The sequence below is a fragment of the Vibrio sp. SCSIO 43135 genome, assembly GCF_023716665.1.
Taxonomy (GTDB): Bacteria; Pseudomonadota; Gammaproteobacteria; order Enterobacterales; family Vibrionaceae; genus Vibrio; species Vibrio paucivorans.
On the sequence record NZ_CP071860.1, the window covers coordinates 1 to 23,793 of the forward strand.

Here is a 23,793-nt window from a genome sequence, read left to right on the forward strand (position 1 = left end):
TAAGGTTTTATGCTCAAGCCCCATTCTATCTGCACTCTTCCGTAATTCAGCGTTCAATTTACATGCTTCCGAGGTTTTCTGTTTCTTGATCATTGATCCAGAAAAAGATCATTTACGCCTAGAGGATGTTTGTTTGTAATATAGCCCTAGTTACTCTTGATCATCGTTCCTATATTGGCATATTCACACGGAACAATGATCATGATAGCTACCTTGATCATTGTTCCGTTGTATTAGGAGTTGGTTCACTAAGCTATGAATCGTAGTTTTTGCCATCACTAATTCGCGCGTTATTTAGGCGAGACAGAATTGAAATGACACCTCCCGTAATTTGCAAGCTGTTTATAATCGTTCCGTAAGTTATTTCGCTCTTTTGGGTTTACAATGTAAATAAGTAACGCTGTAACATTTTAAAAGTAGGGGTGTTATTGAGGCTAAGTTTTGCTTCTTTAGACGGGTTTTTTAGTAGCACTTTTGTCAGCAATCATTAAATACCAGGTTAATTTTGTATTTAATGTGATAGCTATCTAAAAGTGTTTGTTCACCTTTTTATTGTTTTGCTTTGATATTGCTGTACAATCTGTCGTTAGACCCTAATAACGGAATTTGGCAATGAAAAGAGAACAAACGATAGAAAATCTCTACCAGCTCGCTGAACAAACGCAGCAAGTACAAGCTGACCGTATTGAAATTGTTTTGGAAGAGCGCAGTGACGAGCATTTCCCTCCAATGTCTAAAGCATTGATGGAAACGCGTTCTGGATTAACACGCCGTAAGTTAGATGATGCTATCAACAAGCTTGAAGAAGCTGGGCATCAGTTTACTAAGAACAACGCCAATCATTACTCCATTTCGCTTCAAGAAGCACACATGCTGATGGATGCAGCTGGTGTCGATAAATTCCACCAGCGCAAGAAAAATGGCGACAATAAACCGTGGATCATCAACGTACAGAACCAAAAGGGTGGCACTGGTAAGTCGATGACTGCTGTGCACTTAGCGGCTTGTTTAGCACTAAATTTAGATAAGCGTTACCGTATTTGTCTTATCGACTTAGACCCTCAAGGGTCACTACGTTTGTTCTTAAACCCACAAATCAGTATTTCTGAGCACGAGAATATTTACTCTGCAGTGGATGTTATGCTTGATAACGTGCCAGAGGGGGTAGAAGTTGATAAAGAGTTCTTGAACAAGAACGTATTACTACCAACGCAGTATCCCAACCTGAAAACGGTGTCGGCGTTCCCTGAAGACGCTATGTTTAACGCAGAGGCTTGGCAGCATCTTTCGCAAAACCAGTCTTTGGATATTGTTAAGCTATTAAAAGAAAAGCTCATCGACAAGATTTCTGATGAGTTCGACATCATTATGATCGATACTGGCCCTCACGTTGACCCTCTGGTTTGGAATGCAATGTACGCTTCAAACGCGTTACTCATCCCTTGTGCCGCTAAGCGTCTAGACTGGGCTTCAACCGTAAACTTCTTCCAACACCTGCCAACGGTGTATGAGATGTTCCCTGAAGACTGGAAAGGCTTAGAGTTTGTTCGCCTGATGCCGACTATGTTTGAAGACGACAACAAGAAGCAGGTTTCTGTTCTCACCGAAATGAACTACTTATTAGGCGACCAAGTGATGATGGCGACGATTCCACGCAGTCGCGCATTTGAAACGTGTGCGGATACGTACAGCACCGTATTTGACCTAACAGTAAGTGACTTTGAAGGTGGCAAGAAAACATTAGCGACCGCACAAGACGCGGTACAAAAAAGTGCACTTGAGCTGGAACGAGTGCTTCACAGTAACTGGTCTTCACTCAATCAGGGGTAAGTAGAAAATGGCAATTAAAACATCTGATCTCAACGCAAAACTATTTGGCAAAGCCAATAAGCGCCGTGCGACTACTCCTCAAGAAGCGCAAACCGCTGCTAAAGAACAGGCTCAAGTAATTGAGTTGTCTGTGGCGGGTGAAGACATGGTGTCTTTCGAGTTAGTACGTATTCCGGCAAATGAAGTCGCGACGAAAACCGTTGTGTTTGCTGATAATGCTCGTGAACAGTCATTTTTGAATGAGCACGCACTGTCTGATGTCCTGACCACATTACGTGAGCGTGGCCAGCAGTACCCAGCAGTAGGGCGTAAGGGCAAAGACGGCAAAATTGAAGTGCTAGATGGTAGCCGTCGTCGTATGTCTTGTATTCTGGCCGAGAAAGAGTTTCTTATCTATGTTGCCGAAGACATTAACTCAGAACATGCTAAGTTCCTCTCCGACGTAGCCAACGCGCACAAGCCCTTGTCTTTGTATGAAAAGGGCAAAGAAATGCAAGCTAAGCTGGAAAGCGGTGAAGCGGAAGACCAAAAAGCGTTAGCAAAAATTTTCCAGTGCAGTGAAGCGTTAGTTAGTGGTGCACTTAAAGCTGCGTCATTGCCTCTAGAGTTGCTACAAGCTTACCCTAATGTGGGTGACTTAGGTCGTCCGACAATCGTTAAGCTGCATAAGCAATACAGCGAGTTATCGTCTGAGCACCAAGTGAAATTACTGGAAATGTGTGCTTCTAACGAAGGCTTTGTATGGCAGCGCAGTCAAGCTCAAGGTGTTGCACGTTTAACCAAGGAAGTATCGGAAACGATTGAAAATTGGATTCTAGAACTTTCACCTCCTAAAAAAGCCATCAACAATAAAGTAGACCTAGTAAAAGGCCGCGCAAGTTACACTCGTAAAGGCGCTAACTTGGCGCTCAATCTTAAAAAAGTGGATGATGAAACCATGCAAGACATCCTAAACTTTATTGAGAAGAAGCTCGGCTAGTCCCAGCGTTTCCTTGTTCTTATCGACAAAAGCCGCGCAAAGCGGCTTTTTTTGTCTCTTATGATAAGATGGCGTTATTCCAACTGATGCTTCTTCTTGTATGGCTACTCTTACGCATTTCCTGACCCAATTGATTCTACAGGCAAAAAAACAGCGTCATCGCTATGGCATTGCATTGTCTGGCAATTACGAAGATTGCACGCAAGTTATCGATACGATTTTTTCCCAGTACGATGAACCTGTCTGCTTTCAAGTTGGTGGCCAAGCTGATTCTAAGTTGAGACACGTGGCGTACAACAAAGGCCAGAGGTTACTTGGTGACGAATGTCAGTTGTTGGTGTGCGATTTATCAACCGGCTTTGATGCTAATAGCTTTAGCGCTGCATTAGGTACCTTAGTAGGTGGTGGGTTGTTACTGGTTATAGGTAAAGAAAACCAGCTAAATGAGCATGCGCGAGCTTGGTTGGACAAGGGATTACATCAGCTTATCCAGTTAGAGGCTTCCGGCTCTAGCATTCCCAGTATGCCTGTTCGGGTAGAGAGCAAAGCAGTCGGCCATCAACCTTATGAGCAGCAGCAACTCGCAATAGAGAAGATCTGCCGTGTAGTAGAAGGGCACCGCAAACGTCCTCTGGTTATGACCGCAGATCGCGGAAGAGGAAAGAGCAGTGCTCTGGGTATCGCAGCTGCGCAGCTGATGCAAAAACGGGATATTAATATTGTTGTTACCGCTCCTCACGCATCTTCTATAACACCTGTTTTGCAACATGCCGAGCTGGGCTTACCGCAAGCTGTGATAGAAAAAGGAACAGTTCGCTACGCTAACTCGACGCTAAGATTTATCGCGCCAGATGAGTTATTGCGTGAGAAGATTGAGTGTGATGCGCTGTTGGTTGATGAAGCTGCAGCGATTCCTCTGCCTATGTTGCAAGCGATGGTTGCTAGGTATCACCGTTGTGTGTTTTCCAGCACAATACATGGCTATGAGGGCTCTGGGCGTGGTTTTAGTTTGAAGTTTATCGAGTGGCTGAAAGAGCAGCGCCCTGGTATGCAGACTTGCCACATAGAGCAGCCTATCCGCTGGCAAGGCGGCGACCCGCTAGAGAGCTGGCATTATCAAACATTTCTCCTAGATGCTGAACTTCCTGTATTGGACGTGGAACAGCTCGACACAGGCATGACTAAGCTGGTCAAATTAGATAAAACGGATTTGGTCGAAGACCCGCAAAAGTTTGGCCAATACTTTGCGCTATTGGTGAATGCGCATTATCAAACCTCTCCCAATGATTTGTTTCTAGCTCTGCAGGATGATGCCATTTCTGTTTATGCCGCGTACTGTCATGAGGCTTGTGTGGGGTGCATGCTCGTTGTTGAGGAAGGGGGCTTAGACGACGAATTGGTGAAGGATATTCAGCTTGGCTTGCGTCGTCCGAAAGGACAATTAGTTTCTGCGGGTATTGCCAATCATCTTGGTATCACGCAAGCAGCCACTCAAACCAGCCTACGTATTATGCGTATTGCGGTTCACCCACAGCTTCAACAGCGAGGGATCGGCAGCATGATGCTGACAAGTCTTGCTGAACAAAGTAGCGCGAGTTTCCTCAGTACCAGTTTTGGGGCGACGCCTGATTTGCTTTCATTTTGGTCTAATAACGGGTTTGTTGCGGTGAAAGTAGGATCGAGCCGTGACCAAGCGAGTGGAAGCTATTCGGTGATAATGGTTTCCGAACCTCAGCAACAATGGCAGCAACAAGCGCATCTGTTATTTAGCGCTAGCCTAGATTACCAGTTCACTGATTCACTCAACCAAATGGAACCACCGATGGTGAAGGCGTTGCTAGCTTCACGAAAGCTGACTCCTGAATTTACCTTGTCGATGTCCCTTATCACGCAGTATGTAAAAGGTGGTGCAAGCTATGAGAGTGTTGCCTTTCTGATAAAACAGTTACTGTTGTCACTTGATAAGACGAAGCTTTCACCTGTTAGTGATTTGATTATCGCTAAAGTGCTACAACAAAAAACTTGGGCTAGCTGTGTTGGCGAGTTCGAGTTGATTGGTCGCAAGCAATGTGAACAAAGGCTAAAGCAAGACTTAGCTGAAATCGTGCAGAATTTACACTGTAAACCCACTTCTCTCTGAACTGTGCCAGTTACAATTTACAGTGTAAAGTTCGTTAGTGAACCAACTCCCATAGTACAAAATCATGAAAAAGTCCTATTTATTTCTAATAAAAATGTAGGACTTTTTTGTGTATCTCGATTCCTATCTTAAGTCATTAAAAGATAAAGAAAATACAGCGTGAATAGAGTTTAACCCTTTGTTGTCGTAGGGGGAAACCTCTACTTGTATTTGCGTATTTGCTAATCCTTTCTAAACTCAAAAATGACGTCAGATCACAAAAATACTAATTAAGACAATTTACTAATAACAACAATGAATTGGGTAATAGTATGGACTGCTTGCTAGGTGAGTCACTAGAAATTTCTACCGTAATGGATGCAAAGGTTCAATACGAAGAATGGCTTAAACAACCTTCACCTTTGAATATCGATGCCTCTCAAGTTGGCCGCGTGGACGCTGCCGGTTTGCAGCTTTTAGCGTCACTGTTTGTCAGTGCTCGCAACACCAATTTAGACATTACCCTCAATAGCGCTTCAGACGTTTTGCAAGAAGGTATCGGCCTACTTGCATTACAACACGTGTTTGAACCCCACAGGGAAGAGTAAGGAAACTAAATATGACAAAGATTTTAGCCGTAGACGATTCGATCTCTATTCGTCAGATGGTCAGTCATACGCTCAAAGATGCTGGCTACGAAGTTGAAACTGCGAATGATGGCAGTGATGCGCTGAAAAAGGCTCAGGTCACCAAATTCGATGTTGTGATATCGGACGTTAATATGCCGATCATGGGCGGTTTTGACTTGGTTAGGGCTATTCGTGGTAAGCCTCAATATAAATTTATCCCTATCTTGATGCTGACAACGGAAACCAGCACAGAGAAGAAACAAGAGGGGAAATCGGCAGGCGCAACAGGGTGGTTGGTTAAGCCGTTTAATCCAGAGACGCTTCTTAAAACGCTGAAGCGTGTTATCTAAAAACGGCCAATAAGAAAATAATAACAACGTCAAACGGCAGGGAAGAGTATGGCTTTAGATATGGAGCAACTTCGTAAGATGTTTTACGAAGAGTGTCGTGAAAATCTTGAAGTGCTCGAAGATGTATTACTTAACATAGACCCGAACAGTGTTGAAAAAGAAACCATCAACACTATCTTTCGTGCGGCTCACTCAATTAAAGGAGGAGCCGCAACCTTTAATCTTTTCGATATTAGTGAATTCACCCATTCCGTCGAGGCTTACCTCGATTTGGTTCGTAACGACGAGAAAACCCTCACCAAAGAAAGCGTTGACATACTTCTTAAAAGTGGCGATTGCATCGCGAGTATGTTGGCTGGCCATGAAAGTGGCACTGACGTTGATGAAGACCTTAAACAGACAGTTAGCCTTCAGCTTCAAGGCCTATTAGGTGACGAGCAGGAAGATATCCCATCAAGTGATGTCGCCTGCGAAGACTTACCAGGTTTTGATAGCGCCTCTGCCTCTTCTGAATGGAAAGTCACATTCACCCCCCATCAAGAGATGTTTTTCAGCGGTAATGACCCGTTAAGAATTCTGCGTGAAATTGTAGAGCTTGATGAAGCGTGTGTGATTGAAGCGAACCTAGACAAACTGCCCGAAGTAGGGGAGATGGAATCAGAGTTGTGCTATCTGAGCTGGAAAATGACTCTGAGTGGTGACGTCACCAAGCACGATATTGTCGAAGTGTTCGAGTGGGTTGAAGATGAATGTGATTTATCAATTGAATCTGTGCTACTTGATTCTGCGCCAGTGGAACAAGCTGAAGCAGTAAATGAACAGCCATTAGAGGAAGTTGCAGATCAAGCCCCTATTTCTGCTGAGCCTCAAGCTGAGCAAACTCCACCAGCGGTATCTGCGCCTGCACCAACCGCCACCGACTCAAATAAAGCGGTCGCAAAAAGCAACAAGCCGGAATCCAGTGTCAGTTCGATCCGTGTTGATATCGACAAAGTCGATAGCCTGATCAATTTGGTGGGTGAGTTGGTGATCACTCAATCCATGCTCAATGAGATTGGCAATGACTTCACCATAGATAAACTCGAAAAGCTCAAAGCGGGGCTCGATCAACTTCTACAGAACAGCCGCGATTTGCAAGAGAACGTACTCAATATTCGTATGCTGCCAATGAGTTTTGCATTCAGCCGTTTCCCAAGGCTAGTACGTGATCTGTCCAGCCGACTTGATAAGCAAGTAGACCTTCAAATCCAAGGTGAAAATACCGAACTGGATAAAACCGTTCTAGAACGAATAGTCGATCCATTGGTTCACTTGGTAAGAAACGGGATTGACCATGGCATTGAAATTCCCCAAGAGCGATTAGAAGCGGGAAAACCTGAAATGGGTGTCATTGCGCTGAATGCTTACCATCAAGGTGGTTCGATTGTTATTGAAATCAAAGATGACGGTGCTGGCATTGATTGCGACAAACTTTGGCATAAAGCCCTAGAGAAAAATGTACTTCCCGCAGATGCTAAGCGCGAAGAAATGACTGACAAGCAAGTCATTAACCTGATTTTTGCCCCGGGCTTTTCGACGGCGGATGAAGTGTCTGATATTTCAGGCCGTGGCGTCGGTATGGATGTCGTTAAACGAAATATCGAAGAGTTGGGGGGACATATTGAAGTGGACTCCAAACTGGGTGAGGGCAGCCACTTTACGATTAGCCTACCGCTGACGCTAGCGATTCTGGATGGCCAGTTGGTGAAAGTCGCGGGTGAGGTGTACATCATTCCACTTCTCACCATTATCGAATCCATTCAAATCGACCCAGAGTGTATTAAGTATGCCTCTGGAGGCACGGAGCTTTACCGCCTCCGTGAAGAAAACATCCCAATTCTTCGTCTACAAGAAGAGCTTGAAATGGGAGAAAGCGGCTCACTCAATAATCGAATTTTGTGCTTTGTAGAAGCGGCAGGAACGCGTGTTGGTTTGTTGCTAGATGAACTGCTCGATCAACAACAAGTCGTGATTAAAAGCCTTGAGTCAAATTACAGCAAAGTTCTGGGGATCTCTGGCGCAACCATCTTAGGAGACGGCTCTGTTTCGTTGATCTTAGATGTTCAGGGGCTCATCACTGGTTATTTGCGTAAGAATACTGATTCGGGCAAAGGCATCGCAGCTTAGGGAGTGAATATGGAAAGTCAAACCACTCAAAATGATGTAGCCAGCGAGAGCGTTGCTCCTCCGGCTTCCACTGCGCAAGGCTTAGCCAGCACTTCAGAAGATGCTAATGAAAATGCCGATTTTTTAAGTTTCTGTTTGGCCAACGAGCTGTATGGCGTAGAGATCAAAGATGTTGAAGAAATCCGCGTGTGGGAAAGGCCGACGCCTATTCCCCGCTCTCCTGATTACGTAAAGGGCGTGATCAACTTGCGTGGCATGGTTGTGCCTGTGGTCGATCTGCGTTTGCGTTTCGGGATTGGCAGCAACGACTACTTACCGACCACAGTAGTGTTAGTGCTGCGCAGTTACGTTGAAGAAAGTGAACGCTTAATGGGCTTGGTGGTGGATGCTGTGAGTGATGTTGTCGGTCAAGGTAGCAGTGAACTCTACCCTGCGATAGGAGACTCAGCTGTTAGTGGCTATTTACAAGGACTTCTTAATGTAGGCGACCAAGTGATGTCTCTTTTTGATACCGAAGAGCTGCTCAATATCGATAAGATTCTCAAGGTGGGGTGAGCATGGTTAAGCAAGAATTTTTAAGTTTTGTACTGGAAAAAGAAGAGTATGCCGTTCCTATTTTAGATGTACGTGAAGTACGCGGCTGGAGCGATGTGAGAGTAGTGCCTAACTCCCCAGATTACATGAAGGGGGTGTTAGAGATTCGTGGAGAGTATGTACCTATCGTCGACTTGAGAATGCGCTTTAACTTAGCGCCAGCGCAAATCAATGCCACTACGGTGGTGATTGTCCTTAACGACGAAGAAAAGCATCCACTTGGAATTATTGTTGATGGAGTGTCGGAAGTGTATGACTTGTCGCCAGATGAGATCAAACCCGCCCCTGATATCTCTGTCACTGTGGACGATAGCTATATCAAAGGGATCGCCTCTGTGGCGAGTGGCCATTTGATTCTAATTAACTTAGAGGCTCTGTTTGATGTAGATGAGCTAAATAAAACGTCAGTAGAAGAAGCGTTAATTTAAGAGGTGACTCATGGGATTTTGGAACAGAAAGGAAGCAGCGTCGTCGCAGTTTGTCGCTACCTCACAAGACACATTAATGACGGAATACGAAGAGGAAGAGTCTGGTATTTCTAAAGAGCAGTTGCTCTCGGCATTAAACGGAGCGCAAACCGCGCTGATGATGATCGATAGGGATTTTAAAATCACCTACGTGAACCAGAAGTCGATAGACCTGCTGCGAACGCACGAAACATTATTCCAATCTGTATGGCCTGGCTTCAAAGCCGATGAAGAGTGCCTCATGGGCTACTGTATTGACGGGTTCCATGCTAATCCTGCACATCAAAGACAGCTTCTTTCTACTCCGAATAATCTGCCGTATACCACCGTTATCGATGTCAAGGGCGTTAAGATAGAACTTAATGTTGGCGCTATTATTGATAACAATGGAGACTATGTCGGTAACACACTAGAGTGGGATGACATCACCAGCAAGTTAGCGAAAGATCACGATGTTGCTCGACTACAAGCGGCGGTCGACCAAGCGCAAACTGCAATGGTGATGATTGACCGTGATTTTAATATCACCTATGCCAACCAAGAAACTTTAGTGTTATTTAGTAAGCATGAAGCCAAGTTCCGCACTGTGTGGAGTGGTTTCACGGCATCCGAAGAGTGGTTGATGGGGCGTTGTATCGATGAGTTCCACAAAAATCCGGCTCATCAACGTCAGTTATTGTCCGACCCTAGCAACCTACCATTCAAAACCGATATCCAAGTCGCAGACATTAAGATCGAGCTGAACGTTGCAGCAATTTTAGATCTACAAGGCAACTACATCGGTAATACCCTAGAATGGGCAGATGTAACCGCAGCACGTGAGCAAGAAGACGATGTTGCTCGCCTTCAAGCGGCCGTCGACCAAGCACAAACGGCGATGGTGATGATTGACCGTGACTTTAATATCACCTACGCCAACCACGAAACTATAGCGTTGTTTGGCAAACATGAAGCAACGCTTCGTACCGTTTGGAGTGGTTTCACCGCCTCCGAAGAGTGGTTAATGGGGCGCTGTATCGATGAGTTCCACCGCAACCCTGCTCACCAGCGACAACTGTTATCTGATCCAAACAACCTCCCATACAAAACAGACATTACCATTGCTGATTTGAAGATCGAGCTAAACGTCGCTGCCATCAAAGATGCGGCGGGCCACTATATTGGTAACACTCTCGAGTGGCGCGATGTGACGGAAGAGCGTGCCAAAGAGCAAGAGATCGGTCGCCTAGCTTCGGCAGTTAACGGCATGACGACTAACCTTATGATGGCTGATAAAGACGGCATCATTCAGTATCTGAACCCATCGCTTGCCACACTGCTTAAGAGCCGCGAAAGCGATTTACAACGTGTCCTGCCAGGCTTTGATGCCGATAACTTAGTGGGCAAGAACATCGATGTCTTCCATAAAAACCCAGGCCACCAGCGCAACATTATTAATAATCCAGACCGTTTGCCGTTCTCATCAAATATTGCCGTAGGTGGGCTGGAATTCAATTTAACGTGTATTGCGATGCGCGACTCAGCAGGCGAATACATAGGGCCTGCATTGCAGTGGGTTGATATTACCGAGCAACAAGATGGTCAGCGCCAAGTGGAGTCTTTGATTCAAAAAGCCATCAATGGTGAGCTTGATGAACGTATTGATACCACGGTGTACAGCGGCTTTATGAAAGAGTTGGGTGATGGGATTAACAGCTTACTCGATACGCTTGTCGACCCGCTAGGGCAATGTATCGATGTTATGAGTAATGTGGCTGATGGTGACCTTAATTCCAATATGTCGGATGAGTACCAAGGCGAGTTTGGCCGCTTAGCTGAAGCGGTCAACACCTCAATTCTTAATCTACGTAACATGGTTGATAAGATCACCACCTCATCGGCGAGAGTGGCGACGGCATCTACCGAAATTGCAGAAGGTAACAACGATCTTAGCCAACGTGTTGAAGCACAGGCATCTAACTTGGAAGAGACTGCCGCAAGTATGGAAGAGATGACCGCAACGGTTCGTCAGAATGCTGATAATGCGAAAGGCGCTAACGAATTGGCTGACGATGCGGCGAAGAAAGCCAGCAAAGGCGGTTCTGTGGTAGGTCAAGCAGTATCGGCGATGTCTGAAATCAACAGTGCGAGTAAGAAGATTGCTGACATCATCGGCGTGATTGATGAGATTGCATTCCAAACTAACCTACTGGCACTGAACGCAGCCGTTGAGGCGGCGAGAGCCGGTGAGCAAGGACGTGGTTTTGCGGTTGTGGCGGGAGAAGTCCGTAACCTAGCACAGCGCAGTGCGGCGGCGGCTAAAGAGATTAAAGGTCTTATCAACGATAGCGTTGAAAAAGTCGATGAAGGCTCACGTCTGGTAGACGAATCTGGTGAAACGCTGAATGAAATTGTCGATGCGGTGGCGCGAGTGACCGAGCTCATTGCTCAAATTGCATCGTCGAGTATTGAGCAGTCTACCGGTATCGATGAAATCAACCGTGCTATCTCCACTATGGATGAGATGACACAACAAAATGCATCCTTGGTGGAAGAAACATCAGCAGCGAGCCAATCGCTCAAAGATGAAGGTAAAGAGCTGCTGCATCTCATGAACTTCTTTAGCACCGACAGCAATGTTGCCACTTTCGAGAGCAAGAAAACGCCGGCCAGAGCGCCAAAGCCTAGCAACATCAGCGAGATCCGCACCAACAAAGTAGCGAACTCAGGTATTGATTTGAATGAGGATGGCGACGAATGGGAAGAGTTCTAACTCGTTCGGAAAGTGACTTTACTTTGCAAGATAACGAGTTCGAGTTAACAGAAAAGGACTTCAAGTTCATCCAGTGGTTCTTACATAAAACGGTCGGAATCTATCTTTCCGACCGTAAAAGAGCCATGGTTTACGGGCGATTGAGTCGGCAGATGAGGCAGCGTGGATTGCAACGTTTTGCCGACTATCGAATGTTAATTGAAACCGATGAACAGGAACGCATCCTGTTCATCAATTCACTCACTACCAACAAAACTGAATTTTTTCGTGAGTACCACCATTTCGAGTTTTTAGAAAAAGTGATGCTCAATGAATGGCAAACCAATAAGCGAGATTCGATCAATATATGGTCGGCAGGTTGTTCAACAGGTCAGGAGCCCTATAGCCTTATTTCATCGCTGTATGTTTCTGGGGCGATGGAGATGTTTGATGAGGTCAGTATTCGCGCCACTGACCTAGACACAAAAGTGTTGGCGCACGCAAAAGCAGGGATCTACAGCGCAGACAGCGTTGAGAGTATTCCGAGCAAGTATCTCAAACCTTGTTTTGTTAAAGGTAAACAGCAGCAAGAAGGAAAGATCAAAATAGCGAAAGGGTTGCAGAAATACGTTCATTTTTCGCGACTCAATCTTTTGGATTCGTGGCCCACTAAGCCTAAGTTTGATCTTATTTCTTGTCGAAATGTGATGATCTATTTTGATAAGCCCACTCAGGAAGCGCTATTGAAGCGGTTTCATCAGGCATTAAAGCCTAATGGCATTTTGTTTATCGGCCATTCTGAAAGTGTAGGGGCTTGTAGCGAACTATTTCACCACCTTGGGCAAACCATTTACGTAAAACAATAATGATATAGGCAATCAATATGATGGCGTTACATACCCCAAGATCAGACTCAGACAATACGCACATAAGCCGATTCTTTCACCGCAAGCATCAGCACCATATGGTGAAGGTCATGCCAGGTGGGGTGTATTGCACCAATACCAAGGAAGTGATTTGTACCGGATTAGGATCTTGTATTGCTGCGTGTGTTTGGGATCCTGAAGCGCATGTCGGGGGAATGAACCACTTTCTGCTACCGTTTGACAGTAAAGATCAATTGCGTCATTGGCATCCTAGCGACGCGGTGACAACAGCTTCTCGCTACGGCAGTCATGCGATGGAAATGTTGATTAACGAACTGATTGGGTTGGGTGCGCATCGAGAGTGCCTTCACACCAAGTTATTTGGTGGCGCACAAATGTTGGGTAAGCATTCGATGATCGGAGAAAAGAACATCGAATTTATTCTTAACTACGTGAAGCAAGAAAACCTCACCGTCGATGCCTTGGATCTTGGCGGGCTTGAGCCTCGTAAAGTCATGTTTGATCCGCTGTCGGGTAAAGCGTGGTTGAAAAGAATTCCATTTACCGAAGTACATCAAGTGAAACACCAAGAAGAACAATATGCCTCTCAATTGGATAAAGAGAGCCACCGTTCGCATGACGATGATGTGGAGCTGTTTTAATGAATAAAAAAATTAAAGTTCTGGTCGTAGATGACTCTCCTGTATTTCGAGCGCTTCTTTCACAGCTGATTAATTCTGATCCCATGCTGGAAGTGGTGGCGGCGGCAGAGAACCCATTTGAAGCAAGGGAGCTTATTAAAAAACACAACCCAGATGTCCTCACCCTAGACATTGAAATGCCGAAAATGAATGGCGTGCAGTTTCTTAAGAATTTGATGCGTTTACGCCCTATGCCTGTGGTGATGATTTCGACCTTAACTCAGCACGGTGCGGAACCGACATTAGCCGCGCTTGAGCTGGGTGCAGTGGATTACTTTCCAAAACCTGCGGTCGAAAACACCGCCGAAATGGTGAATTACAAAGATGAAGTGAACAACAAAATCAAAATGGCAGCGGGCGCGAATGTGCAAAGCCACCCCGTTGATGATTTTGCTCCTATTGCACCGAGCCACAAACCAACGGACTTTGAAATTATTGCCATTGGTGCTTCTACTGGTGGCACGGAAGCGGTGAAAAATGTGCTTTCTGCTCTGCCAAGTGGTTTACCCCCAGTCATCATCACACAACATATTAGCGCTATGTTTACTGCCTCCTTTGCTGAGCGTTTGAACGCAGCCAGCGCCATTGAAGTCAAAGAGCTGACCGCTTCAAAAGCGCCATTGGTTAACGGGTGCGCCTATTTAGCTCCAGGAGATAAGCACATGGTGGTTGTTCGCCGGGGTAAACACTTGTATTGCCAATTGGATGATCGGCCTCCGGTCAATCGACACAAACCATCTGTTGATGTGATGTTTGATGCGGTAGCGGAAACAGTGGGCGAAAAGGCTGTTGGAGTGATACTTACCGGAATGGGGCAAGATGGCGCGCAAGGCATGCTGAAGATGCGAGAGCGTGGAGCTATGACTATCGCACAAGATGAAAAATCGTCGGTGGTTTGGGGGATGCCTAGAGTTGCGGTTGAAGTCGGTGCGGCGCACAAAATAGCGGATTTAAAGAAGATCCCTCAGCTGATTTGTCACTTTGTATATCAATAATTAAAAGAATTACGTCAGGGACTGGCTTATGACAACAACAATGACACCCAAAACCAAACGGACTATCGCGCTGGCAGCTCAGGTGCTTTTGCTTGCGTATGGAATGTACTTCTTACCCTCTATTTCTCATTTGGTAGTGATGGTTTTGGTTGCTGCGATACCTTGGTTTGTGATGTCTTATCGTAAGCCGACTAGTGAGCCAGAAAATGCCGCGTCGTCTTTCACACAAACAACCTCAAAAAGTACGCAAATAGACCAAGTTCATAGCGTGATGAAAGAAGCGCTGCCGGGCGTTTCAGACCCACTAGATAAACAGCATCAAATTATTGAGGAATCGGTTGAAACCCTCAACAACAGCTTTTTTAGCCTGCAAAAAGTAGGGGAAGACCAAAGCGCTATTTCCACTAACTTAGTGGATGGCCTACTCGCCAACAAAGACAGCGAATACGACCTAACCTCGGTGCTGCCTAAAGTTGAAAGGATTATTTCTGAATTCGTAAACACCCTGGTCAATATTTCGGAAAAGAGTATTTCTGCGGTGCACAGTATTCACGACATGTCGGACAAACTGGATTCTGTCTTTAGGCTACTCGACCAAGTAAAAGGTTTGTCTGAACAAACCAATTTATTGGCTCTGAATGCTGCCATTGAGGCTGCACGTGCTGGTGAAGCAGGGCGAGGGTTTGCTGTGGTTGCCCAAGAGGTCAGGAACCTATCGCTAAAAGCTGCGGAGCTTAACTCGGAAATTGAACGTGAGATCAATGTGGCGCAGCAGACGGTCAAAGAAGCTAACGACACCGTCGGTGAGATGGCGTCAATTGATATGACCTCTGCGATCGAGTCTAAAGAGCAAGTCGACCATATGCTGAGTGGTGTGCATCAAGTCAATATCGAGATTGAGCAAGAAGTGCAGAAAATCCGTTCGCTGGGGGATCAGCTTCATGTTCACGTCGGGGATGGCATTCGAGCGCTTCAATTTGCCGATATCGTCGTCCAGCAAGGTGATTATGCAAGATTGTCAATTGGTTACTTAATGGAAGTAGCCGACGCACTTGAAGAACACAGCCGAGAGGCATTGCCGAGTGATGAATTGATCGAAAAACTACAAGATATTCTGGGGCGCTCAAAAAATCGTAGCGGGCCAGCAGCCAACCAATCGAGTATCGACGAAGGTGAAGTCGAACTGTTCTGAGGAGAGTGTTATGAGCGTAGAAACACAAATAGATTCAGGAGCAAAGCACGTAACTGTTGCAATTGAAGGGGCATTTGGCTTTAACCTTGTGCAAGAGTTTAGGCGCAGTTACACCGATAAACGGGATTACCGTTTTACCATCGATCTACGAAAAGTTGATTACATCGATAGTGCAGGGTTAGGGATGTTGCTCAATATGCAGAACTACCTAGGCCAGCCTGATGGCTCGGTCACCATTACCAACACCTTACCGCAAGTGAAGAAGATTTTATTGATCTCCCGATTCGATAAAAAATTCCAAATAGAGTAAAGGTTAAGGAGCCGATCATGCGAGTAATGATAGTCGACGATCATGCCACCAATCGAGAGCTCTGCCGCTTCATGCTTTCACATTTGGTTGAGCATATCGACACGTTTGAAAATGGGGAAGGCGTGGTGGAAGCCATGCAAGGAATGGAGCATTTACCCGACGTCATTTTACTCGATGTCATGATGCCGATAAAAGACGGTTTCACTACAGCGACAGAAATTCGCGAAGCGTTCCCTAACCACCATATCCCTATCATCTTTTTAACAGTATTAGATGATCACGACTCCTTTGAACGTTGTTTGTCGCTGGGGGATGATTTCATTTTAAAGCCTGTTGAACGCAGTATTCTGGTGTCGAAAGTGCAAGCGCACTACCGCATTGTGAGAATGCATAAAGAGGTGATCCAGCAAAGAGATGAATTGAGCCATTTCCATGAACAAGTTCAGTATGACTACTCGATTTCTGAGTCAATTTTTACCAACTTGATGGAGGAAATGAGCTCGCAAGTCAGCCACATCTATGGTGTTAACTACATTTCCACCCCTTCAACAGTCTTTAATGGTGACTTGATTGTGGTTGCCAACCGCCCTCACGGTGGGGCATACGTGATGGTCGCGGACGCAACCGGGCATGGTTTACCTGCGGCGATTTCGGCGATACCTGCGACTCGGGCGTTTTTCAGTATGGCGGCTAAGGGGTTGTCGCTGGGCGAGATTGTCCACGAGATCAACGATTCATTGTGTAAGTTTTTGCCACTTGGCATGATGCTAGCCGCAAGCGTGTTCGAGATAAGAGCGAACGGCTTCGAAGTCTCTTGGTGGGGTGGCGGCTTGCCAGACAGTTACTTATTGGATAAAGAGGGGAATATCATTAAGCGTATGGTATCGAACCATATGCCGCTTGGGGTATTGGACTCCCATGAATTTGAAAACGACATTGTTCATTTTAAGCTTGAGCCGGATCAGCAAATTCTTTGCTATACCGACGGCATTATCGAAGCCATGAACGAGCGAGGTGAGCAGTTTGGCCAAGAGCGCTTGGAAGAGGTGTTCAAAACTGGCCAGACGCATATTCCTACTATCTATGATGCAGTGAGACAGTTTTCGAACATGAAAGCGGGCGATGATCTATCGATACTGTCGATGACGTTTCCAATTATTAATGGTAACGATGCGACTAAGCCTTCTGAAGACACTTACTTCAGTAGTGTACCGATGCAGACGACACTCAACTTCCCCGCGCCGATACTTAAGGAAGTCAGTGTGATGAGTGAAGTTCGCCAGTATCTGTCGGGCACGCTTAATGGAGGTCAGCATCTGGATTTAGTGTGTTCTGTGCTGTCCGAGCTGTTTGCTAATGCGATTGAGCATGGCTTATTACACCTTAAGTCTTCGTTAAAAGAAGACCCAGATGGATTCTTCGAATTCTATCAATTGCGTGAAGAGCGTCTGAAGGAGTTGACGAATGACGCCTGGGTTAAATTAGATCTCAACTACGAGCCTGACGCAAAGCGTTTGACAATGGAGCTTGAACATAACGGAGAAGGGTTCGATTACCACAAGCTTAATATGGCGAACTCAGACCAAACTCATGGACGCGGTATCGTGCTAGCGTCTGAGCTATGTGACTCCTTAACCTATTCTAAAGAGGGCAAACGAGTATCCGCCGTCTACAGTTTTGGGGCTAAACATCACTTTCCAAGCTCTGCGTGATACGGTTTGTAAGTATTAACTAACTTAACTGAGCGGCTCTTATTCGAGCCGCTTTTTACTTGAATCTACTTTGTGTTGGTGGGCTGGTTAGGTGCTTAAACGTCATGTTTTTGTCTAGGTACTGCCATGTGGATTTTGCCGCGTGAGAAGAAAAGCTGCCGTGTCGTCTCGCTAGGCAGATTCGTCTAGGGTATTCAGGTGTCAGTGGAACGACCTTTACGTTGGGGTGAGATTCTGGAATGGCTAGCTCCGCCACAACCGTTATTCCAAGCTGAGCCCGAATCAAAGCGAGGATTGATGTGAGTTGCAGCGCGGAATGCTTGACATTAGGCTGGACGCCCGCCAAGTGAAACCATTCTCTGATCAGTCGCTCGCTACCCCCTTTAGTTAAGATAAAATCTCGTGAAGCGATGTCTTGCGCGCAGAGAACGGAGTGCTGAGCAAAAGGGTCATCTTGGTGGACTAACGCCATCAGTCGGTCGGTGAACACAGGGATGATGTCGAGGTCGATCTCTTGGGTATCGACGACAATAGCAAAATCCACACGGCCATCTCGTACTGCGGCTAGGGCATCTTCATCGCTGTGCTCGCTAATCTCGATGGTGATATTTGGGGCGTGTCGGCGCAGTTTATGGATGATACTTGGTAATATATGCGTAGTTGCTGAAGCGCCAAATGAAGCGATCTTAACCACTCCTGCCCCTTTCTGAATCATCCTCAACTGGCGAAGCAATGCTTGTTCACGATGCTGCTGCTGTTTCGAGTATTCAGCAATCAGCGCCCCCTCTGCAGAGAGTGACAGCGGGCGGGTATCTCGATTGACCAACGATAGCCCCAACACAGCTTCTGCGCGTTGCAGAGCTTTGCTGGCGGCAGGTTGGCTAACTCTGAGCGCATTTGCCGCGAGTGAGACGCTGCCCATTTTTTCCAGCTGCACTAACAACTTCGGCACAATAGATGGAATGGCATCGAGTTGATCTATCATCGAAAGTATAACCTCAGGTTATTTTGATATTCACTAGTATTCCAGCAGAATTTGGTTTCATCAACTGGCACTCGCCTTGCCTGTGATTGGCGTAATGACTATCAAACCAAGAGGAATGGAATGAGTATCGAAACATGGTTGGCGTTTGTGACCGCATCTTTAATCTTAACGATGACCCCAGGGCCGAGCATTTTGCTGGGGGTCGTGCACTCCATGCAATATGGAGTAAGAAAAACGGTTTTCACCGCATTGGGAGATATCTCTGCCAATTTTATTCAGATGGTGATTGTAGCGGTTGGTCTAGGTGTGGTTATTGCGACTTCTGAGGTGGCGTTTAATGCCATCAAGTGGTTTGGTGTTGTCACCTTGCTGTACATGGGGGGGAAGATGCTTCTGCAACGCCCTAAGCCGATTCAAGTGGTCGATTCAAACGGTGAATCTGTCTCACCGATTCGGCTTTATTGCAGCGGTTTTCTGGTCGCAGCAGGCAATCCTAAAGCGATCGTATTTTTTAGCGCCTTCTTCCCACAATTCATTGACCCGACTCAGCCGTTGTTAGCGCAGATGCTGATCATGTGTCCGACTATGGCGCTGCTGGATTTTACTTGGGTGATGATTTACGCCTTTTCTGCTCGTCGGTTTCTTGGTTTCATGCAATCGTGCCCTCAGCTTCTTAATCGAGCAGGCGGCTCTGCTCTGTTGGTGGCTGCTGGAGCACTTGCGGTGACGGGAAATGTAGTCAGTTGAACGTGAATTATCTGGCTCTTAAGTTATCGATAAAACTAAGTTCGGTTGATAGGTTACTCATCTATACATCAACCGATCTGTAGCTATAAGGGTTCTCGAATAATTAGTAATTAAATGAAACGCCAATTTGTACCGCGCTTTCTTCAAAGTGGTGTTGATCAAACGCTTTGGTGGTTTGTCGGTACTCGACATAAGGTTGCAATTGGGTGTCGGTGTAAGTCAGCCGCGCTTCGTAGTGAAGATTCGTGCTGTTATCGTAAACAATTGTCTGATTGGTTTGCTCTTGAATTACGTAGTTATAAGAAAATTCAGCAACATGCCCTAGCTCGTAGCTAAAACCAGCGTCGGCGCGCATTAGAACACTTCTACCTGAACTCGATCTATCTTCACTGTGATCGTGATGATCATGTTTATAAATCGTTGTTCTACTATTTCCGTAATCGGCACCGAGACGAGCATGCAAAGTGAGTTCATGATTAGCTTGGTAGTCGAGGCCGAAACGAACCCTCACTTCATTGCTATCTGCGTAGCCGCCCTGCGCGTATGCACCATAAGCGAATAACCCAAACTGTTCGTTAGGTGTAAAATATCTACCAGCACCTAGTTGATAAAATTCGTGGGCTCCGGTTTCCCCTTCAACATAAACGAAGAAGCCACCCTCATCCATTGCTACTGCTTCAATACCATAGGCTTTTTCAGTCTGTGAGTGATTGTGACCATGGTGATTTTCGTTGGCGACGTATACATCGATTTGAGATCCGTTAGAGATATCGACATTACCGTGTGAAAGAGCAAACGGACTGACCAGTGCTAGCGAGAGTACTGAGAGGCGAAAAGTAAAACGTGTCATATGTTGTTCCTACAATTTGAAAAAGTTGGGGTACCACCTGGTACCCCAAGGAGGTTCTATTTCGTGTTGCCTTCGCGGGTATCGCGGTAAGGGTCAGCTGAGTGTTTGCGGTTGACAGAGCGTGGTTCTAAGCCGTGAGCTTCACGCATTTCATCTACCATTCTTTGTTTCTCACCCATGCCACGCTTCATACTTTCAGGAAGTGCTTCAGTTGGAACGATTAGGTCTCTATCCAGCGGCCATTCTTTCAATAACTGAGGGTGGTAGCCTTCTGGGTAGTACAGTGATTCATCAATCTCTAGATCGCGTATCTCTTGCTCTTGGATATCTGCACGAGAGTTCTTAGGCATTGGTACTCGGAATACTTCGCCATCGTTTAAATTGAACTGAGGTGCTCGGTTGTTCGGGAAATCAGGGATAATGCCTTCTCGAACCCAGGCTTTTTCTGGTGTTATGTTTGCCACAATCATATCTGGCGCACCAAAGTGGTATGGCCCTTTCCAGTGCTCACGTACCTGAGCAACGGTTTCGTTGTTGTAGTATGGGTCGAACTCCATATGAGTCGTCATAAACAAGCGAGGTTGAACTTGATTGGCTAACCAACCCGCCGCGTATCCTGAAGTATGGTGAGTATCTATGGTGTATCGAGTTAGGAATGCCGGAACACCTTGAACGATTGATGCTATTCCAACTAGCTCTGTTTGTACTTCGGTAACGAATAGGTCACAGCCACTGCCGTATTTGATATCAAGCTCGGTAGGGCGGCCGTCTCCTGTCCAAATGAAGCATAAGTTTTCATCGTCATTGATTTGCCAATCGAGGCGGTACGCAGACGCACCATCTTTGGCGTGTGAACGTCGCCAGTGAGAGACCTGGACGCCATCAACGTCGTAAACAATGCCGCCATCATCTTTAAAATCGAACTCGACTACTTCGATATCGTTGCCGGATGGGAAGACATCAAAAGCGTCTTGGTGCCAAGAGAGCATTTGCAGCATCCCTTCTACCATATGGCGAGTTCCGTCTTCAGGGTTACGACCTGATGGGCCATAGATAGTTAACGGTTTTTCCCATCGACCGTTCCAACCGCCAAATTGATACAGGTATGGTAATGAACCAAAGTGATCGACGTGAAGGTGAGTGATAAATACCTTGTCTAATTCATTAAGCGCGACACCAGCTCCGATATAGTTAGCGATTGACGCTTCACCTAAATCGAAGACAAAATTGTCGCCATTGCCGAGCTCAACATAGATAGACGTGTTTGCTTGCCCTGGGCGAATCATTGGAGAAGTCCCCATAAAGGTGACTCGCATTTCATTGTAGAGAAGCTCTTCGGTACGTGGATACCAGTTGGCCGCGGTGACCATGTGGTCCATTGGTTCAATACCGTCGAACATTAGGCCTTCTTTCCAAAGTTCTTCACCCGTTTTGATGTCGGTTTTTAACCCACCTTGTAGAATGGCGTGAATTTCTTCTGGAGAAGAGTAGATTTTTCCTCCCTGTTTCATGAGGTCATCAGTACTGACATTTTGCTCGTAGTTGTAATGTTTGTAACCACTGAAGCTAGCAGAGTTCTCCGATTGGTAGTGCTCAAATGGATTGTTGGCGAAAGCACTGGTTGAGATCAAAATAGCGCCAGCGAGAGTGGTGAGAGTTCTATATTTTTTCATGTGTGAGTTCCTACAAAGTTAAAAGGAAATCACGTCCATGTGTTGTATTTTTGGCAATGAATTTGTTGATTCACCCCTGCCCCGTTGATGAAGCCATTATGGGATAGCAAAGCAAGATAATGGATAGAGGTAACTTTAGGTGAAACATAAATCTAATTTATGTTTTGACTGCTTTCTCTTTTACTATGGCTCGAATACTAAAAAGCCCACCAATGCTGGTGAGCTTTTGTTTTGGGGAAAGATCTTCGTGTTGCGCGAAAGGCGGCAAATCCCTTTGCCATTGTAGGACTCGGTGAGGCCATGCACTAGCTGCGTTCTTGAGAGCTGCTATTTTGTCCTGTTAGTTTTATTTGCCGGTTGAATTCTCTATCGGCAAGTTCTTGTTCGTCGTACAGTTCTTCGAGTACTACTTGGTCCATTGCCATGACGTCATAGAATTGTTCAGCGCAGTATTCTTCGCTCCACTTTGGGCGCATCTCGTCATCTTGGGCTATTTTGTTGACGTGATCCGCTGCAAAATGGGTGTAATGCTCAAACAGTTCTTCATCTGTGCCATTAGCCACCCATGAGAGCTTTTTAAACCAGATAGCAGATTGTTCTTCGCTGATATGTTCATTTACTTTGCAAACCGACATTGCCACCAGTGATTCTGTATAATTTTCGTAGTGTGGCAGGGTATTATGCACGTGTGCGCCACATGCTAAAGCTAACCCTGTGAACAGTGATGTCGAAGCGGCGAAAATTCTTTTCATAATGTTGTCTCCGGAGTCGGTTGTGTGCACATTTGTTTGACGTGGCCTTTTTGCTCGGCTTCGTCGATTAGCTGTTTACCCATTGCGATGCCTTCTTGGTACATCTCGTGTTGCTCACTAAATTGAAATTCTTCACCTAGAACATCAGCAGACAAACCTTCGATGGTTTCTCGCATCACAGCGGATTGTTTCTCCACGTAACTTGACGACATGGTGCCGTACTCGAGACAATATTGATTTACGGTTTCTACCGCGGCCGCCGCCATAATGGCATTATCTTGGCTAAATAGAGTGTCGTGGTCATGCTGGGCGGCATGGGCAGATATGGAGCCTAATGCAGTGATGCCAACTAAGAGGGCAAAAACAGAGTTTTTCATTTGGAATTTCCTACAATTCGTTGCTGGTAAAGAGAAGTCGTTATCTAACACATGGTCTTTAAGGTTATGTCGTCAGGTGTTAGCGACTGCTGCTAATGCGAGTGAGGCAAGCATCAAGATTGAAAGTATGCGAGTGCTGTTCATATGTGAGTTCCTATATTCGTATTTTGGAAATCACATCCGTGTGGCTTAATGGGTTAGCCGAGAAGCCTAAGGCTTTGTCCGTGCTCGGTTGATATGGGTATTATGCTGCTGCAGAGCTGAACATTGGAGACAGCGAACTTTGTTTTAAACATAAATTAAATTTATGTATTTGATACCTTGGCCGTGCTTCTCTCGACAATGTGAGTGCGTTAATTGAGAGCCTCGTAACCACGGCCGTTCATACAATTACGCATTAGATCATCGCGTTCTTTCTGGTTAGTTTGACTGGCCTCACTTTTTGAGTGGGCTCCTGACAATACGCCGACTGTGGTACCAATTGCGGCACCAGTTTTGGCAGCGCTGCTACCTGAGTTGCCCGATACACTGCCCGCAATCGCACCTGCGGCAGCGCCTCGTAGCCCTCTTTTCACGCCTTGCTCAACAGCGCCACTTCCTTCGCGATTGCCAACCTTGCCGAGTAAATTTGAGCATTGACTATGATCCTGCTGAAATTGCGCAGAGTCGTAGCGTGATTCATCAAACACTAGCGTATGGGCGGAAACATAGGTGGGAAGCGCTGAAAATAAAAGGATGCTCATGGCGGCGCTAATGTTGATTATTTTC

At 46.0% G+C, this 23,793-nt stretch carries 22 protein-coding genes; 16 read left to right on the forward strand and 6 right to left on the reverse strand.

The window, feature by feature from the left end:
- Positions 1–612 precede the first annotated feature (612 nt).
- From J4N42_RS14395 to J4N42_RS14465, 15 genes are all read left to right on the forward strand, one after another.
- Entirely contained in the window at positions 613–1,830 is a 1,218-nt protein-coding gene (locus J4N42_RS14395) for a ParA family protein (protein WP_252032800.1), read from the forward strand.
- Between the two features lie 7 nt (positions 1,831–1,837).
- On the forward strand, positions 1,838–2,809 hold the full coding sequence (locus tag J4N42_RS14400) for a ParB/RepB/Spo0J family partition protein (protein ID WP_252032803.1): 972 nt from the start codon (positions 1,838–1,840) through the stop codon (positions 2,807–2,809).
- A gap of 100 nt (positions 2,810–2,909) precedes the next feature.
- Entirely contained in the window at positions 2,910–4,949 is a 2,040-nt protein-coding gene (locus J4N42_RS14405; RefSeq protein ID WP_252032806.1) for a tRNA(Met) cytidine acetyltransferase TmcA, read from the forward strand.
- Between the two features lie 311 nt (positions 4,950–5,260).
- On the forward strand, positions 5,261–5,536 hold the full coding sequence (locus tag J4N42_RS14410) for an STAS domain-containing protein (protein ID WP_252032809.1): 276 nt from the start codon (positions 5,261–5,263) through the stop codon (positions 5,534–5,536).
- Between the two features lie 11 nt (positions 5,537–5,547).
- Positions 5,548–5,907, forward strand: a complete 360-nt coding sequence (locus tag J4N42_RS14415; protein WP_252032811.1) for a response regulator — start codon at positions 5,548–5,550, stop codon at positions 5,905–5,907.
- A gap of 48 nt (positions 5,908–5,955) precedes the next feature.
- A complete protein-coding gene (locus tag J4N42_RS14420) occupies positions 5,956–8,073 on the forward strand; it encodes a chemotaxis protein CheA (protein ID WP_252032814.1) in 2,118 nt (705 codons plus the stop codon).
- 3 nt (positions 8,074–8,076) lie between these two features.
- Positions 8,077–8,628 (forward strand): chemotaxis protein CheW, encoded by a 552-nt coding sequence (locus J4N42_RS14425; protein WP_390903571.1) that lies wholly within the window; start codon positions 8,077–8,079, stop codon positions 8,626–8,628.
- A 2-nt stretch (positions 8,629–8,630) separates the two neighbouring features.
- Positions 8,631–9,095: a chemotaxis protein CheW gene (locus J4N42_RS14430; protein ID WP_252032820.1), complete on the forward strand. Its 465-nt coding sequence runs from the start codon at positions 8,631–8,633 to the stop codon at positions 9,093–9,095.
- Between the two features lie 76 nt (positions 9,096–9,171).
- Positions 9,172–11,886, forward strand: coding sequence for an aerotaxis transducer Aer2 (gene aer2, locus J4N42_RS14435; RefSeq protein ID WP_252034153.1), 2,715 nt, complete (start codon positions 9,172–9,174; stop codon positions 11,884–11,886).
- Positions 11,871–12,731, forward strand: a complete 861-nt coding sequence (locus J4N42_RS14440) for a CheR family methyltransferase (protein ID WP_252032823.1) — start codon at positions 11,871–11,873, stop codon at positions 12,729–12,731. The genes aer2 and J4N42_RS14440 overlap by 16 nt, the downstream gene beginning before the upstream one ends.
- A 17-nt stretch (positions 12,732–12,748) precedes the next feature.
- Positions 12,749–13,393, forward strand: a complete 645-nt coding sequence (locus tag J4N42_RS14445) for a chemotaxis protein CheD (protein ID WP_252032826.1) — start codon at positions 12,749–12,751, stop codon at positions 13,391–13,393.
- Positions 13,393–14,427, forward strand: a complete 1,035-nt coding sequence (locus J4N42_RS14450) for a protein-glutamate methylesterase/protein-glutamine glutaminase (RefSeq protein ID WP_252032829.1) — start codon at positions 13,393–13,395, stop codon at positions 14,425–14,427. Before J4N42_RS14445 ends, J4N42_RS14450 begins: the two co-directional genes overlap by 1 nt.
- A gap of 28 nt (positions 14,428–14,455) precedes the next feature.
- Positions 14,456–15,619 (forward strand): methyl-accepting chemotaxis protein, encoded by a 1,164-nt coding sequence (locus tag J4N42_RS14455; RefSeq protein WP_252032832.1) that lies wholly within the window; start codon positions 14,456–14,458, stop codon positions 15,617–15,619.
- Positions 15,620–15,629: 10 nt separating this feature from the next.
- Positions 15,630–15,929 (forward strand): STAS domain-containing protein, encoded by a 300-nt coding sequence (locus J4N42_RS14460; RefSeq protein ID WP_252032835.1) that lies wholly within the window; start codon positions 15,630–15,632, stop codon positions 15,927–15,929.
- 17 nt (positions 15,930–15,946) lie between these two features.
- Entirely contained in the window at positions 15,947–17,641 is a 1,695-nt protein-coding gene (locus tag J4N42_RS14465) for an ATP-binding SpoIIE family protein phosphatase (protein WP_252032838.1), read from the forward strand.
- 55 nt (positions 17,642–17,696) lie between these two features.
- Here the strand turns inward: J4N42_RS14465 and J4N42_RS14470 are convergent, their stop codons facing one another.
- A complete protein-coding gene (locus J4N42_RS14470; RefSeq protein ID WP_252032841.1) occupies positions 17,697–18,626 on the reverse strand; it encodes a LysR family transcriptional regulator in 930 nt (309 codons plus the stop codon).
- Positions 18,627–18,746: 120 nt separating this feature from the next.
- On the opposite strand from J4N42_RS14470, the gene J4N42_RS14475 reads away from it, so the two are divergent.
- On the forward strand, positions 18,747–19,373 hold the full coding sequence (locus J4N42_RS14475; protein WP_252032843.1) for a LysE family translocator: 627 nt from the start codon (positions 18,747–18,749) through the stop codon (positions 19,371–19,373).
- A 103-nt stretch (positions 19,374–19,476) separates the two neighbouring features.
- Here J4N42_RS14475 and J4N42_RS14480 read toward each other — a convergent pair whose 3' ends face one another.
- The 5 genes from J4N42_RS14480 to J4N42_RS14500 form a co-directional block, all read right to left on the reverse strand.
- The gene (locus J4N42_RS14480; protein ID WP_252032846.1) at positions 19,477–20,223 is read right to left on the reverse strand and encodes a hypothetical protein; all 747 of its coding nucleotides are present in this window, start codon (positions 20,221–20,223) and stop codon (positions 19,477–19,479) included.
- 56 nt (positions 20,224–20,279) lie between these two features.
- Positions 20,280–21,896, reverse strand: coding sequence for a guanitoxin biosynthesis MBL fold metallo-hydrolase GntH (gntH, locus tag J4N42_RS14485; protein WP_252032849.1), 1,617 nt, complete (start codon positions 21,894–21,896; stop codon positions 20,280–20,282).
- Between the two features lie 305 nt (positions 21,897–22,201).
- Positions 22,202–22,648, reverse strand: a complete 447-nt coding sequence (locus tag J4N42_RS14490) for a hypothetical protein (protein WP_252032853.1) — start codon at positions 22,646–22,648, stop codon at positions 22,202–22,204.
- Positions 22,645–23,025 (reverse strand): hypothetical protein, encoded by a 381-nt coding sequence (locus J4N42_RS14495; RefSeq protein WP_252032856.1) that lies wholly within the window; start codon positions 23,023–23,025, stop codon positions 22,645–22,647. Before J4N42_RS14495 ends, J4N42_RS14490 begins: the two co-directional genes overlap by 4 nt.
- Positions 23,026–23,378: 353 nt before the next feature.
- The gene (locus tag J4N42_RS14500; protein WP_252032857.1) at positions 23,379–23,768 is read right to left on the reverse strand and encodes a glycine zipper family protein; all 390 of its coding nucleotides are present in this window, start codon (positions 23,766–23,768) and stop codon (positions 23,379–23,381) included.
- Positions 23,769–23,793: the final 25 nt, after the last annotated feature.